The organism is Aquamicrobium sp. YD-1-mutant5, assembly GCF_059509755.1.
Window position 1 is genome coordinate 61,458 of record NZ_JCAKKP010000011.1, and the last position, 12,966, is coordinate 74,423.

Sequence of the window (12,966 nt, forward strand, 5' to 3'; positions counted from 1 at the left end):
GAGGAAAGTATGCCGTCGGTTCGGCGTTCGCGCACGCTTGGTATCGGTGCGTTTCCAGCGTGGCAGGCACTCGCCGCCGTAGCCGAATTGGTCCCCGGCGCGCGCCTAACCCACAAGCAGGTGGAACTCATGCAGATCGACAATGTCCCGACGGCGGAAAGCCGGGCTTTCGCGACCCCGGAACGGAGCCTTGCGACATTGACGTGATGGTGCAGGTGATCAGGGATAAGCCCCGATGAGGTTCCAGGCAAAGGAGGGTATGCGCCGACGGCCAGATGCGCTCGGTGTGGCAGGCTGCCGATCTCTGGCCTTCCTGCCGTAGATCGCTGCGTTCGAGCGTCTTCCGCCGACCATTTCCTTGTATCGCCGGACATGGAAAGGCCGCCAATGTGCTGAAATTTTCGATCCTCATGAGGACCTTGCAAGCTCACTCCGGGGGCTGTTCGGGGTAAGGTCTCCGGAGGGATGATTGGTGTGGTTCCGGTGTCCGGCGGCGCTGGTCGCCGGTCTTCGGCGGAGTGACCACGCCATTGCAGTCTTTAAGTTCCGGCCGCCGGTCGACGCCCATCGGATTGTCTTTTCTCCCGGTCTTGTCCTCATATGATTCAGTCTTGTCGTCAGGCTGCGCCTGACATGGGTCCGCCGGCTTTGTCACGCTTGTATCGTTGTCTGGAGTCTCGGCGCCAGCGGTGGTGGCCGCCACCGTGCAGCTCAGCAGTTCAGCACCGCGGCTGCGAGGACCGAAAATCGAACTGCGCTTGGCGCGGGATATTCCGGTTGCGGAGGTACCTCTGGCGGCGTTTCGGGCGGTATCTGGATCGGTTCCTTGTCCGGTGAAGGGAGAGGATCTGACGCTGGCGGGGGAACTCCCGGCGGCACATCGGGATTTGGCTTCTCGGGAGGCATTGGAGGACGGGCTGGTCCCGGATTTGGATTAGCCGGCGTCGGTCGTGGATTGTTCGGATCCGGCGTGGGCGTAGTCATCATGAGCCTCATCAATAGCAATCCCCGCCTTCCCGAGGAAAATGACGGATGCCCCGCGGAGGGAAAGGGATGGAAAAAGGACCGCCGAGGGCGCGCATCTCGATGGACATCAACTTTCGCGCGCGCCCGGCATGGGAAGCAGTCTCGACCACATGGGGATCCGGCGTTATAACCTGACTCACCGTACCTCCCTGAAAGAGAATGCAAGCCCGGGAATCTGGTACGTGGTAGCCATGAGAGCTTCATCATTGCCTCCTCTATCTTGGTTTGTTGCACCCCGCCTTCGCTTGCGCCTCTGGCGTAGTAACGGCGGAAGTCTTAAGCTCCAAAACGCGATAACTCGCCAATCTCGGGCAAGAGACTGGCGAGCTGTCGAGAAGCTCCAAAATCCATCGAAAGCCGTTTCAAAGATAAACTTAAGCGCGATAGCGTCCGCGCTCCCGGTCAATTTCTTCGGTGGTATATGGCGGCAAGTTTTCATCGAAAGCGGCCCAGCCTTCTGCTTCGTAGGCACGGCGACGCTCCACGGGATCCACCCATGCTCCACGACGCAGAATAGCGGTGGCTTCTGCCTCGTGGACGTCGTTTACACGAGCCGTAACGAGAGAGCCGCCGCGGCGAACGCCTTCGGCATACACGTGAGCGTCAGCTTCAGGAACGCCCTCACCCGTTATGGCTCCAATTATGCCCCCTGCGGCGCCCCCCGCCACTGCTCCGGCAATTACGCCAACTGCAGTCGAGGCAAGCCACCCTGCAGCCACTACCGGTCCGACGCCGGGAATCGCCATGAGGCCGAGGCCTGCAAGAAGACCGCCAGCACCGCCGATTGCTGCACCTACACCAGCTCCCGTGCCTGCGCCTTCGGCAGCATCGGAGGTTTCGCCCTCCACGTGATGGCTGATAATGCTGATGTCTTGGCTGGGAATTCCCATGTTTTCGAGGTCGCGCACAGCTGAAACGGCATCAGCATGGGTGTCGAAAAGTCCTGTTACGGTTTTCATCAGTCAGTTCTCCCTTTTACTCAGAGGTCACGTTGCCCTGATAGTCCAACGCCACAGAAACGGACGCACCATCCTTCATTGCTGTGCCCCTCCAGAAACCCTTGTCGTCCAGCTTCAGGTCAGACACATCGGTATAACCCGCGTCGGCAATCCGGGATTTCGCCTGCTCTTCAGTAAAGCTGTTAGCGCCTTCGACAGGGGCCGTGGGGTTGGTGCTGTCAGGCGTTACAACCGCAGGCGTATCGGGTGCCGGTTGTGTTTGGGCCAGTACGGGCGAAAAAGACAAAGCAGCGGCGGCCATAGCGAGCATGGTTCTACGCATGATGTGCTCCATTATTGGGGGGTTGTCCTACCCGGGAGTAACATCTCGTGGGCGCATAAGTTCCACGCATTTTCAGCCCGAAGAGCCGCTGCCTTTCACGAAGGCTCCATGCGGGGCAAGCGGCCGCTCCTCTGTCATCCGATACCAGGAGACAGACGCCACGAAGCGCCCTTAACCTGGCCTTCAGAAGAAGCTGCAGAAACAGTAGAAATTAGCGGGTCGGACCGGTAACCCTGCCATTCAAAAAGGTGAGGGACTTTTACTGTTTTAATACGTGATGAGGCTTCTTCTCTGCGATAGCCTATGCTGCGTAATCGGCAGCTTTTGCCAAGGGCGCTGTCGACTGTAAGCAACCGTCATGCTTCCGCCCCAGTGCAAGGGAGAGGGCCATGAGTGGCTCTGACAATGGAATTGCCACCCCTGAGAATATGCGCTCATTGAAACGAGTGTTTGATGATCTCTGCGAGGACCACCAGATCGATCAGAGTAGCTCGGATGGCGAGGTGCTTGCGAAGGCAGTTATGTCGCTTTTCACTGTTGGGATGGATGACGCAGATGAGCTTCGGGCAAGTCTTACGGAGTTTATGGACCGGCGATCGTAATCCATACTTGAACGGGACGCAGTATTGTAATCGATTTATTCACCAGAGGGTTTTTTGAGTTGGAAAACTGAAAGAACCCCCAACACTGTGACTGTCAATCCAGTTGCAAGTACGGCGATTTGCCAAAACCCCAACCCTACAGCAAGACCGATAGCACCTGCCAGCCACATACCAGCACCTGTAGTAAGGCCATGTACCTGGCCTTTGGAGAAAAAAATTAAACCGGCAGCCAGGAATGCAACACCTGCAGTTGTGGCCTCAATCAAGCGAATGGGGTCAATACGGATTTCCTGTCCCGCAAAGTCGTCCACATGAGTGATCTCTATAGTGAGGATCGCAATGGCTGCAGTGCTTACACAGACGAGAATATGCGTGCGCAGCCCTGCTGGTTGACGACGCCATTCACGCTCCATGCCAACTACAGCCCCTAACATAGCAGCAAGGAAAAGCCTGGCCGCAATTATAGGGAAAGGCAGCCATGTGCTATGACCGAATGTTTCGAAGAATGCTTCCATTCTCCATCAACTATTGGAGCGCACACAAGTTCCGGCGAAGCAGCATTGCAAGCTGGACGGGATAGGCGCTCGTCTGCCATTGCGTTGCCAGATCGAGAAACCGGAAAAATCCTCCTATTCACCTTGCCGCCATGTCCGGTTAACGCAGCCAGCAACAATATTTCAGCGAGCAGATGGGCTGGGCGTTCCATGCTTTGAAAGCCAGCTTAGTACCAGCGCCTCACCTTCCTTGAGACCTTTAACCGCAAAACCAGCATTTCTGCGGATCGCGTTCATCTCAGGAGGAAGTTGCCCTCGTTGCCATGCCGTTATGACTGCAGGATGAATGTAAGAACGGCGACATACTGTTCGGGTGTTACAAAGAAGACGGGCAGCTGTGTCGATCGCTGCATTTAGCGTTCTGGCTTTTTCTCTCGTTGAATCCGGGAGCGTGGTTTTTTCAAGACTCAGCGCTGTGGTTACCGTAGCACCCCAAGTCCGAAAGTCCTTTGAGGTGAAATCCTCACCTGTGGCAGAGGAAATATACTCATTCACGTCCTGAGAGCGGATCTCATACTTTTCAGTGCCTTGGAGATATTGGAACAGGTGCTGTCCTGGTATTTGCTGTACAGATAATATCAATTTTGCCATTCGACGGTCGTTGAGCTTCAGCTTCCATCTTTTTCCCGATTTCCCGGTATAGGAAAATCTCATCTCGTCGCCTTCCACTTTCACATGACGGGAACGTAACGTTGTCAGGCCATAACTCTTATTTTGCTTCACATAACTCTCATTTCCAATCCTCATGAGAGTGCAGTCGAGAAGCCATACGATCGAAGCCAGAACGCGGTTGCGCGACAGGCCCTGACATCGAAGATCGTGTTTCATCTGTTCACGCAGCGCCGGCAATGACTTCGCAAAGTGAGTAAGGTTCCCGAATTTCTGTTCGTCCCGATATGATGTCCATTCTTCATGATAAATATATTGCTTTCGACCCTCTTGATCGCGGCCAGTAGCCTGAAGATGACCAGAAGAGTTGGAGCAAATCCAGACATCTTTCCATGCAGGGGGAATGGATAACGTTTTGATACGCGACAAGCACGGCCCAGCTTTAACGTGGGTGCCATCTGGCTTCACATAACAAAAGCCCTTTCCGGCTCGCTGTCGTCGATATCCTGGGTCGGTATCGCTGACGTAGATCAGGCCCTTAGGAGGCTGAAGCCCTTGGTTTATTGGTACCGGCGCATCCATAGGAGAGACGTTTTGCACTTGCTGATGGTTCCGGTTGCACATCAGAAAAATATGCTTCATCGGGCGCATATCTAATTGATTTCTGCGTCTCCGTTTTTGACTAAGATGCTTCAGGCGCAAAAGCACTGGAACAGCTCTGCCGATCCCGCAATAGCCGCTGTAACGAACGTCGTTTTTTCAACCAGTTTTTCCGATGCATTATAGAAAGGTGAATCATACAGAGGCTGTGGATCAGGGATACGTTCGTCCCCGGCTGTTTCGCGCGTCAGGTGATTTCTTGTCATCGTATATCAAGAGATAAAGGACTCAAGCCTAATCAGTTCAAGCCCGTATATTCAATAGAAACCCGGCAAACGCTACCTCCTCTCGTATACGACGAACGACCATCTTTCATTTCCGAAATCATGATCCTGAATCTGTCACGAAATGTTACGTGAGGGAACGGCAAGGGGCGCCTTCCGTTCGGTTTGTGCAAGGCAATAAAGCCTTGCATCATGCAACGGGAGAAACACTATGCCGAACCAAGGCGGAACCCACGAACAGCATGTGAAGGCCGGCCAGCATAGCCACAAGGATGACCAGAAGAAGCAACAGCAGGCTTCTGAACAGAATAAAGACGAAGGAACTCATCGTGGCGGCAAGGGCAACTTTGCTGAGGATCGTGAGCGGGCCTCTGAAGCCGGCCGCAAAGGTGGTCAGCACTAATTTGCAGTAACTACCACCTTGACATTGAGATTGCGTTCGCCCGCTGCCAAATCTCATGGCAGCGGGCTTTTTCATTCCATTGAGCGCTGTCGGAATACGCTCGTCCCTGAAAAGGCCGGTATATCAAACCGCAAAGGCTCCTGGGTGTGGCAAACCGATGGCGCTGGAAACCTGTCTCAAAAAGGAAGCTTTTCGGCCACCCCAACCACGCTACCAATGATGTACCCGCATGAAGGTATGCAGGCTTCTTCGCGTCTTCTACCGTAAAACGATCTTATTCGGCCCGCGCACGGCCCGGCGCGCGCGGTTTCAGCGCCCTTGGGTTGGATTTCCTGGGGCGCTGCCCCTCTTGGCTTGGGTCAGCGGAATACGGTTCTTGGAGTGCTATGCAGCCGTATCGCTTGCATCGGGTTTCGTCAGAGGAAGGTGCCGTGAATATGCGAATCGCTCGGCAAAATTGAGATCCTCCTGAGTGATAACCGGGATAGGATCGGAAATCATTGCCAGAAGCGCTTCGCGTGAGATGCTCTCATCTTCAAGTGCCGTCTCAAACGCCCCGCGCGTCTCCCGTTCGGCCCGTAACAGAGCCGCTAGCGCGAGGATCAAACGATCTTTAGTGTCAAAGTGCATTTGGCGCTCCTGAAACGTGTAAACGGGGGCCTTCCAGAGTATTAACGCCGCTTCGTCTTTGTCTAGGAATCGATGCTAACGTTTCCAGAATGAACGTGCTTCTCTCAGGTGGGCGGAATGAGGCTAGCCTTCAGCTTTCATTGTGCGCGCTATTTCCAGCAGCTTCACACGATCATTTCCGTGTCGGGCGATCAAATCCCGGGCTTGCCGGGGAGACAGATCTGTGTGCTCTGCCAGAAACCGTACATCAGGATCATCATCATAAGGTAACGTCTTGTCTTCTTTGGTCATAGCGAACCGCTCCTTTTGGACCGATACAAAAAAGCAGGGTCGGCCCCCTCACCACCGACCCCATCCGGCGTTATTCAGCAGCATGAAGATTGACGCGGGATTCTGCCATCTGAGTAAGTTTCTTGTCGGTGGCTTTTTCCTCGTAGAGATTCTGCTCCAGCACTGCAGCGCAATCAGAACGGCCGAGCTCATTTGCCCATGCGATGAGCGTGCCATAACGTGTGATCTCATAATGTTCGACTGCCTGAGCCGAAGCAATCAGGGCGGCATCCAGAACTTGCTTGTCATCGACCTCAGAAGAAACTTCGTCCGCCTCTTCGAGAATGCCGTCAATAGCAGGACAATTCACCGCCTTTGCCTTCACATCGTGCATAGAAAAGACCTGTTCCACACGATCTATGTGGCCTCTGGTTTCTTTAAGGTGTTTCTCAAAGCCGGCTTTGAGTTCCGGGCTGGAAGCTTTGTCGATCATCTTCGGCAAAGCTTTCTCGATCTGCTTTTCGGCATAGTAGATGTCACGAAGGGTATGAACAAAAAGATCGTCCAGCGATTTGATGTCCTTTGAAAAGAATCCCATCTCGATCATCCTCCATTTTCTCGGTTTAAGGGAATTTGTTGCCTGAAACTGAAGGCCAACGTGCACCCCTCTCTGTTGGTTCCGGCATTTTTCTCTAATGCTAAAAAGCGAGAGCAGAGGTATATCAACGATAGATCGGCATTCGCGATGCCCACACCCACAAAGCGAAAACTCTCACCAGCGCTGCGGAAGAACCTGATAATCACAAGCTTAACGCCCTCGCTTTTTAAAAGCGTCGGTCAGCTTTTTCTTTTCAGGATCTTTCAGGTTTTCACCGGCGGCATCACGATCATTTTCGGGATCGTCCTTCGCTGGCAGATAACCCCGCGGACGGTTCTCCGGAGGCCCTTCCCAGCGAGGTTTTTCGCCGGATGTTCCGGATGGCTCGGCAGTGATAGCATCTCCCGGGGGATTGGGCGCCGGCGCTTCTCGTACATCGCGTGGGCTTGCCGAATCCGAATTGCCGAACTTAACGAGGGGAGATTGGTTTTTCGCAGCTTGTTCGAAAGACTTCTCGTTTTCAGCACGGGTACGCTTGGGCATCGGCTTTCGCGCACCACGTTCATATTTTGTTGTGTCAGCCATTTTCCTCTCCCAGTTTGCATGAAAGAAGAATGGCAAGGGTCTCTGATAGGTTCCCCCGGTTTGTTGTTTGATCCCAGACTATGATGGTGCGATCTTTTCGCGGGAAGGATCCAGAATGGAACAAATTTATCATTGAAGCGCCACGACACGCTATCCAAGCTACCATACACTGATCGCAAGTTGTGTTCGCGAAGTTGAGTCAGAAATTGGGGACGTGCACCGAGCTTTCATCCAGCGGAAATTAGAGTATCTATCTTGTGTGATCCGATACCATTCTTTGGACCGCCGGAAGGTGGAGTTTCCCGGCTTCTTCACGATGGCGGGCTGGTGGCACCATCGGATGGATCAACGAGATCGGCACCTTATGGCCTATCGCGCCATGTGGGCGCACCTCGTTGTAGTATCTGCGCCAATCCTCCAACTTTTCTGCCGCGTCCGCAAACGTCAGGACCCAGTGCGTTCAGGCATTCTGCCGGAAGCGGCCGTTGAAGGCTTCGATGAAGGCATTGTCCGTTGGCTTCCCCGATCGTGAGAAGTCGAGCGTGATGCCCTTGGTGTAGGCCCACAGATCGAGGTCGCGGGACGCGAACTCTGTGCCCTGGTCGACCCTGATCGTCTTCGGATAGACGATCCTGGTGATCCGATACCGTTGTTTGGACGGCTGGACGGTCTGCGGAGTTGATCCGATACTGTTTGTTGGCATTGGTATCTGGCGATCAGTTGAGGATCGAAACTGGCCTCACGGTCGCGGGGGATAGACACGTTCCACTCTCCATACGTCTGCGCCACCAGCTCGCGTTTGCGGCCAGGCCTCACAGTTGTCGGCGGACAATGCGCCCTGAGCATCTCCTTGTCCAGCGACAGGTCGGCGCCCAACCTCCTGAGCTTGCCGTTCTCATCCCAAGCTGCTTCAGCCGTTTCATTTACTCAGCAGCCCGTCATACTTCTTTTTCCAATTGAAGTGGGTCGCCCTTGGCTGATCCGGGTACGGCGGCAGATTTTCGCCACCGGAATCCCATCCGCACCCTGCTTCAGAATGAACGCCTTCTGAGCGTCGGAAAATATCGATGCCTTCATCGTCTCCCGCTCCTCTCCCGGCAAAGAAATTACAGCGGACAACTCCAATACTGAACAGGCCGGTTTTGGGGATCAGATCACATCCAGAGGAAGTCAAAAACTGGAGCAGCTTGACAAGGCACGTCGGCGGGAGTTCGGATTTCGTAGTAGGGAACAGTGTGAGCTTCCGGAGGTTAGGGGCCGATCTTATGAAGGAGCCCGGCCTTGAACATCAACGTCGCAACAGAACTCGAGAAGAGTCAGTCCAGCCCTCTTATTTGTTTTTCTCATCTTCGCTGGGATTTCGTTCTCCAGCGCCCACAGCATCTGATGATGCGATTCGCGCAAGAGCGAAAAGTTTTCTTTTTCGAAGAACATATTCCCACGGAGCATCACACGCCCTTCCTCGAGTTCCATTTTTTCGAAGATACGGGAGTGACGGCAGTCCGCCCCCGGATACCGCAGGCCTATTCCGGTGAGCGCCTGATAGGAACGTTATCGGCGTTGCTTAATCAATTGCTTGACGTTCATGCGACTGAGGCACGGCCGATTCTTTGGTTCTACACGCCGATGATGTATCCGATCACGGCACATGTCGATGCCGCGGCAGTTGTCTACGACTGCATGGACGAACTCTCGAATTTCCGGTTCGCGCCACCCGGCCTGAAGCACAATGAGAATTTGCTTCTGAAACGGGCTGATGTCGTGTTCACAGGCGGCTCCAGCATCTACGAGGCGAAGCGAGACCGGCACAAGAACATCCATCCATTCCCTTCAAGCGTGGACGCAGCGCACTTCGCCAAAGCACGGGACAATCAGTCGGAGCCCGTCGAACAGCGTGGCCTGGCCGGCCCCGTCCTAGGCTACTATGGCGTGATCGACGAGCGGATCGATCTGGATCTCATCGCTAAGCTTGCCCGGGCGCGGCCGGACTGGACCATCATGATGGTCGGCCCTGTAGTGAAGATCGACGAGGCTGATCTGCCCAGACTGGAAAATATTCGCTATCTTGGCCGCAAAGACTACGCGGAACTGCCCGCCCATGTCGCCGGTTGGGACGTGGCGCTGATGCCTTTCGCCATCAACGAGGCGACGCGTTTCATCAGTCCAACCAAAACTCCGGAATATCTCGCCGCGGGCAAGCCGGTGGTGACGACGCCGATCACCGACGTGGTGCGGCACTACGGCGAGATGCCGGTGGTACTGGTCGCCGAGGACGCGGACGCATTCGTGCACGCATGCGATCGTGCCCTCGAGCTTGCGAGTATTCCGGAAGCGTGGATCTCGGAAGTCGACGCATTGCTGGCGCAGTCATCGTGGGACAAGACGTTTCACGCGATGTCGGCCCTCATTGCCGATGCGTTCACCGCAAGGAAGCGACAGACTCTGAGCCGGCCCGCCATCGTGCCCTCCGAACCCTCCATGTCTTACGACTACCTGATCGTAGGGGCGGGCTTCGCAGGCTCCGTCCTTGCGGAGCGGCTCGCCAGCTCCGGTAAGCGAATCTTCCTTTGCGACCGGCGCCCGCACGTGGGCGGCAATACATACGACCACTACGTTGAGGCCGGCATCCTCGTTCACAAATACGGGCCACACATATTCCACACCAACAGCGACGAGATATTCGCATATCTGTCGCGATTCACGGACTGGCGTCCCTACGAACATCGTGTCCTCGCCAGCGTTGCCGGTAAGCTCCTGCCGATGCCGATTAACCGAACGACGCTGAACGAACTCTATGGCATTGATCTCCGGGACGAGGCCGCGGCAACCGCCTTCCTTCGGGAGAGGGCCGAGCCGGTCGCGGATATCCGCACCTCGAAGGACGTGGTGATCTCGCAGATCGGCAGCCATCTCTACCGCACCTTCTTCGAAGGCTACACGCGAAAGCAGTGGGGGCTCGATCCAGCCGGGCTCGACAAGTCGGTCACGGCACGCGTGCCGACGAGAACGTCGACCGACGACCGCTACTTTCTCGACACCTACCAAGCGATGCCGGCGGCTGGCTTTACGCGTCTCTTCGAAAACATGCTGGATCATCCGAACATACAGCTCGAACTCGGGGTGGACTACCGCGAGCTGGATACCCGCAAGCTGGCGCCCCGGACGATCTTCACCGGCCCGATCGATGCCTATTTCGACCATCGCTTCGGCGCACTGCCTTATCGAAGCCTCGAATTCAGGCATGAAACGCTGGACCAGAAGGAGTTCCAGCCTGTCGCTGTCGTCAACTATCCCTCAGAGGAGGTTCCCTACACCCGGATCACCGAATACAAGCACCTGACCGGCCAGACCCACGCGAAGACGAGCATCTCCTATGAATTCGCCAAGGCAGACGGAGAACCCTATTACCCGGTGCCCCGGCCAGAAAACCAGGCACTCTACAAGCGCTACGAGGAACTCGCCCGGCAGCAAGAGGACGTCATTTTCGTTGGCAGGCTCGGAACGTACAAATACTATAACATGGATCAGGTGGTCGGTCAGGCACTGGCGACGTTCCGCAGGTTGATGAAAGCCAATGCCCAGCCCACTGCGCCGGTGGCGGCAGAGTGACGGTTCCGGGCTCGGTCGGGTTATGACTAAATCGGCCTGCTCTCCGATCCGCGTGCTGTTCGTACTTGGCTGTCTGGACGAAGGCTATGGACCAGCAACAGTCCGTCATCTGACCGAGCACCTCGGCCCGCAAGGCTACCGGCTGGACGCGATCGTCTGCGTCGATGACGCGGACAGCGGTGGAAGCGGGCTGGTAGCATCCGGGGTCGATGTCGATTGCGTGCCATGCCGCCGATCCTTTGAGGAAACGGTGGACTATCTGGCGCACAGGCTTCCAGCCTATGACCTCGTCGTGTCCTGCCAGAACGTGGCAGATATTTATCCGGCGCTGGAGAGGCTGCACTGGCGACCGCCGTTGATAGAGTATGGAGAGCTGGTATCCGAGGCGCTTGCAGGGCCGAAGCACTTCACCAGCCGATATGTGACGGCGTCTTCGTCCGCTCGGGAGGCTGCTGCATCGCGCATGCCAGGCCGCCGAAATCACGCGATCGAAATTTCTCCTGCGGCGGACGACGCGACCGCGCGAAAGTGGCACATCCTTTTCCAGCAGGTGCTGGCTGAGAGAGAGCGGGCGACGTTGCCGGCCATTTTTTCAAGCTTCGTCCACGGTGGATTCGAGTGCTCCACTCAGGTTCGGCAGGACGGCCGGCGCCTCGACCTCCTTGCGTCAACTTCACATGACCGGAACGCGGCAGCGGACTACCGGCAGCTTCGACAGCACGGTATAGTCACAGTTCGGGACGGATTGAGATGGCATCTGATCGAGCCGAGCGCCGGCCGGTATGACTGGTCAAGTTTCCTGTCCATGGTGCGCGCTTCACGCGCTACGGGAACGCAGATCATCTGGGATCTGATGCATTACGGCTGGCCAGACGGGCTCGACATCTGGTCTCCACAGTTCGTCAGGCGCTTCGCCCGCTATGCTGCCGCTGCGGCACGCCTCATCCAATCCGAGACAGACGAGATACCTTTCTATTGCCCGATCAACGAGATTTCATACTTTGCCTGGGCGGGCGGAGATGCCGCCTATCTGAATCCCTTTGCCAGCGGCCGAAGCTTCGAGCTCAAGGCCCAGCTTGCCCGGGCCGCGATTGAGGCCATGCAGGAGATTCTCGCCGTCGACCCGCGCGCCCGTTTCGTTCATTGCGAGCCGGTGATCCACATCGTTGCGCCCCGCGACGGCGGAAGGCTCGATGCCGAACAAGCGCGCCAGGCCCAGTTCCAAGCCTTCGATATGATTGCCGGCAGGCTCTGGCCGCAACTCGGAGGCGAGCCAAGACTGCTCGATATCGTGGGCGTCAACTACTACAGGCAGAACCAGTGGGAGCTTGGCGGCACCACCATCGAAAAGCTCGATCGTCGTTACCGACCGTTCCGCTCCCTTCTCGCGGAGGTATCCTCCCGCTACGGCCGGCCGATCCTCGTCGCAGAAACCGGCACCGAGGGCGACGACCGCCGACAATGGTTTGAGACAATCGCCAGCGAAGTGATGGCCGCACGAGACGCGGGTGTCCCTGTAGAAGGCTTATGCCTCTATCCGATCATCGACCATGTCGGATGGGACGATGACCGCGACTGTGCGAGCGGGCTTCTGGCAAACAGGTTCGACGAAGGTGGGCGGCCGGTGCATCGCCCGCTGGCATCTGCCATCAGCCGGCTGCAGGAGGCTGCGCGACGCTCAACCTCGGCACGGGAACCGGATACTCCGTTCTTGAACTCCTCAGGACATTCGAAGACGTGAACGATTGTAATGTCCCGGTCGTGGTCGTGGACCGGCGTCGTGGCGACGTTGCGGCATATTATGCCGATCCGAGCACAGCCCAGACTGCACTTGGCTGGTCAGCGCGGCGTAAGCTCGCCGACATGTGCCGGGATGCCTGAGCCCGGCAGCAGACCAGCTCAAGCCAGGAGATCA

General features: G+C 56.3%; 14 protein-coding genes and 1 pseudogene. 6 read left to right on the forward strand and 9 right to left on the reverse strand.

Translation table 11 applies throughout. The annotated features are described in order from the left end of the window. The first annotated feature begins 9 nt into the window (after nt 1–9). Nucleotides 10–207 carry a hypothetical protein gene (locus AC5XE7_RS14900; RefSeq protein ID WP_495366645.1) on the forward strand — a complete coding sequence of 66 codons (198 nt, stop codon included), beginning with the start codon at nt 10–12 and terminating at the stop codon, nt 205–207. A gap of 1,193 nt (nt 208–1,400) precedes the next feature. Here the strand turns inward: AC5XE7_RS14900 and AC5XE7_RS14905 are convergent. Then, on the reverse strand, nt 1,401–1,985 hold the full coding sequence (locus tag AC5XE7_RS14905; RefSeq protein ID WP_495366644.1) for a hypothetical protein: 585 nt from the start codon (nt 1,983–1,985) through the stop codon (nt 1,401–1,403). A 16-nt stretch (nt 1,986–2,001) separates the two neighbouring features. Then, the gene (locus AC5XE7_RS14910; protein WP_495366643.1) at nt 2,002–2,307 is read right to left on the reverse strand and encodes a PepSY domain-containing protein; all 306 of its coding nucleotides are present in this window, start codon (nt 2,305–2,307) and stop codon (nt 2,002–2,004) included. A gap of 389 nt (nt 2,308–2,696) precedes the next feature. Here AC5XE7_RS14910 and AC5XE7_RS14915 point away from each other — a divergent pair, with 389 nt between their 5' ends. After that, nucleotides 2,697–2,909: a hypothetical protein gene (locus tag AC5XE7_RS14915; protein ID WP_495366642.1), complete on the forward strand. Its 213-nt coding sequence runs from the start codon at nt 2,697–2,699 to the stop codon at nt 2,907–2,909. Nucleotides 2,910–2,944: 35 nt separating this feature from the next. Here the strand turns inward: AC5XE7_RS14915 and AC5XE7_RS14920 are convergent, their stop codons facing one another. Together AC5XE7_RS14920 and AC5XE7_RS14925 are read right to left on the reverse strand one after the other, a co-directional pair. Further along, nucleotides 2,945–3,424: an MgtC/SapB family protein gene (locus tag AC5XE7_RS14920; protein ID WP_495366641.1), complete on the reverse strand. Its 480-nt coding sequence runs from the start codon at nt 3,422–3,424 to the stop codon at nt 2,945–2,947. Nucleotides 3,425–3,586: 162 nt separating this feature from the next. Then, a complete protein-coding gene (locus tag AC5XE7_RS14925) occupies nt 3,587–4,714 on the reverse strand; it encodes a DNA topoisomerase IB (protein ID WP_495366640.1) in 1,128 nt (375 codons plus the stop codon). A 453-nt stretch (nt 4,715–5,167) separates the two neighbouring features. Between AC5XE7_RS14925 and AC5XE7_RS14930 the strand changes: the two genes are divergently transcribed. Then, complete coding sequence (locus tag AC5XE7_RS14930; RefSeq protein ID WP_495366639.1) at nt 5,168–5,359, forward strand: KGG domain-containing protein; 192 nt, start codon at nt 5,168–5,170, stop codon at nt 5,357–5,359. Nucleotides 5,360–5,743: 384 nt separating this feature from the next. Here the strand turns inward: AC5XE7_RS14930 and AC5XE7_RS14935 are convergent, their stop codons facing one another. The 5 genes and pseudogenes from AC5XE7_RS14935 to AC5XE7_RS14955 form a co-directional block, all read right to left on the reverse strand. Beyond that, complete coding sequence (locus AC5XE7_RS14935; protein WP_495366638.1) at nt 5,744–5,989, reverse strand: hypothetical protein; 246 nt, start codon at nt 5,987–5,989, stop codon at nt 5,744–5,746. A gap of 123 nt (nt 5,990–6,112) precedes the next feature. Further along, nucleotides 6,113–6,280, reverse strand: coding sequence for a hypothetical protein (locus tag AC5XE7_RS14940; protein ID WP_495366637.1), 168 nt, complete (start codon nt 6,278–6,280; stop codon nt 6,113–6,115). A gap of 70 nt (nt 6,281–6,350) precedes the next feature. Next, nucleotides 6,351–6,857, reverse strand: coding sequence for a YciE/YciF ferroxidase family protein (locus AC5XE7_RS14945; protein ID WP_495366687.1), 507 nt, complete (start codon nt 6,855–6,857; stop codon nt 6,351–6,353). A gap of 210 nt (nt 6,858–7,067) precedes the next feature. Then, on the reverse strand, nt 7,068–7,253 hold the full coding sequence (locus AC5XE7_RS14950) for a hypothetical protein (RefSeq protein WP_495366686.1): 186 nt from the start codon (nt 7,251–7,253) through the stop codon (nt 7,068–7,070). Nucleotides 7,254–7,753: 500 nt separating this feature from the next. Further along, nucleotides 7,754–8,519, reverse strand: a pseudogene (locus AC5XE7_RS14955) (integrase core domain-containing protein). A 309-nt stretch (nt 8,520–8,828) separates the two neighbouring features. Between AC5XE7_RS14955 and glf the strand changes: the two are divergent. Genes glf through AC5XE7_RS14970 form a run of 3 tightly spaced genes read left to right on the forward strand, consistent with a single transcriptional unit; the run spans nt 8,829 to nt 12,932 of the window. Next, nucleotides 8,829–11,051, forward strand: coding sequence for a UDP-galactopyranose mutase (gene glf, locus AC5XE7_RS14960; protein ID WP_495366685.1), 2,223 nt, complete (start codon nt 8,829–8,831; stop codon nt 11,049–11,051). Continuing rightward, nucleotides 11,017–12,792 (forward strand): hypothetical protein, encoded by a 1,776-nt coding sequence (locus AC5XE7_RS14965; protein ID WP_495366636.1) that lies wholly within the window; start codon nt 11,017–11,019, stop codon nt 12,790–12,792. Before glf ends, AC5XE7_RS14965 begins: the two co-directional genes overlap by 35 nt. After that, nucleotides 12,789–12,932 carry a hypothetical protein gene (locus tag AC5XE7_RS14970; RefSeq protein ID WP_495366635.1) on the forward strand — a complete coding sequence of 48 codons (144 nt, stop codon included), beginning with the start codon at nt 12,789–12,791 and terminating at the stop codon, nt 12,930–12,932. The genes AC5XE7_RS14965 and AC5XE7_RS14970 overlap by 4 nt, the downstream gene beginning before the upstream one ends. Nucleotides 12,933–12,966 lie beyond the last annotated feature (34 nt).

Coding starts and splice junctions, on each gene's coding strand:
- AC5XE7_RS14900 (WP_495366645.1), top strand. CDS start 10: ATGCCGTCGGTTCGGCGTTCGCGCACGCTTGGTATCGGTGCGTTTCCA.
- AC5XE7_RS14965 (WP_495366636.1), top strand. CDS start 11,017: ATGCCCAGCCCACTGCGCCGGTGGCGGCAGAGTGACGGTTCCGGGCTC.
- glf (WP_495366685.1), top strand. CDS start 8,829: ATGATGCGATTCGCGCAAGAGCGAAAAGTTTTCTTTTTCGAAGAACAT.
- AC5XE7_RS14905 (WP_495366644.1), bottom strand. CDS start 1,985: ATGAAAACCGTAACAGGACTTTTCGACACCCATGCTGATGCCGTTTCA.
- AC5XE7_RS14945 (WP_495366687.1), bottom strand. CDS start 6,857: ATGGGATTCTTTTCAAAGGACATCAAATCGCTGGACGATCTTTTTGTT.
- AC5XE7_RS14940 (WP_495366637.1), bottom strand. CDS start 6,280: ATGACCAAAGAAGACAAGACGTTACCTTATGATGATGATCCTGATGTA.
- AC5XE7_RS14935 (WP_495366638.1), bottom strand. CDS start 5,989: ATGCACTTTGACACTAAAGATCGTTTGATCCTCGCGCTAGCGGCTCTG.
- AC5XE7_RS14910 (WP_495366643.1), bottom strand. CDS start 2,307: ATGCGTAGAACCATGCTCGCTATGGCCGCCGCTGCTTTGTCTTTTTCG.
- AC5XE7_RS14915 (WP_495366642.1), top strand. CDS start 2,697: ATGAGTGGCTCTGACAATGGAATTGCCACCCCTGAGAATATGCGCTCA.
- AC5XE7_RS14930 (WP_495366639.1), top strand. CDS start 5,168: ATGCCGAACCAAGGCGGAACCCACGAACAGCATGTGAAGGCCGGCCAG.
- AC5XE7_RS14925 (WP_495366640.1), bottom strand. CDS start 4,714: ATGAAGCATATTTTTCTGATGTGCAACCGGAACCATCAGCAAGTGCAA.
- AC5XE7_RS14920 (WP_495366641.1), bottom strand. CDS start 3,424: ATGGAAGCATTCTTCGAAACATTCGGTCATAGCACATGGCTGCCTTTC.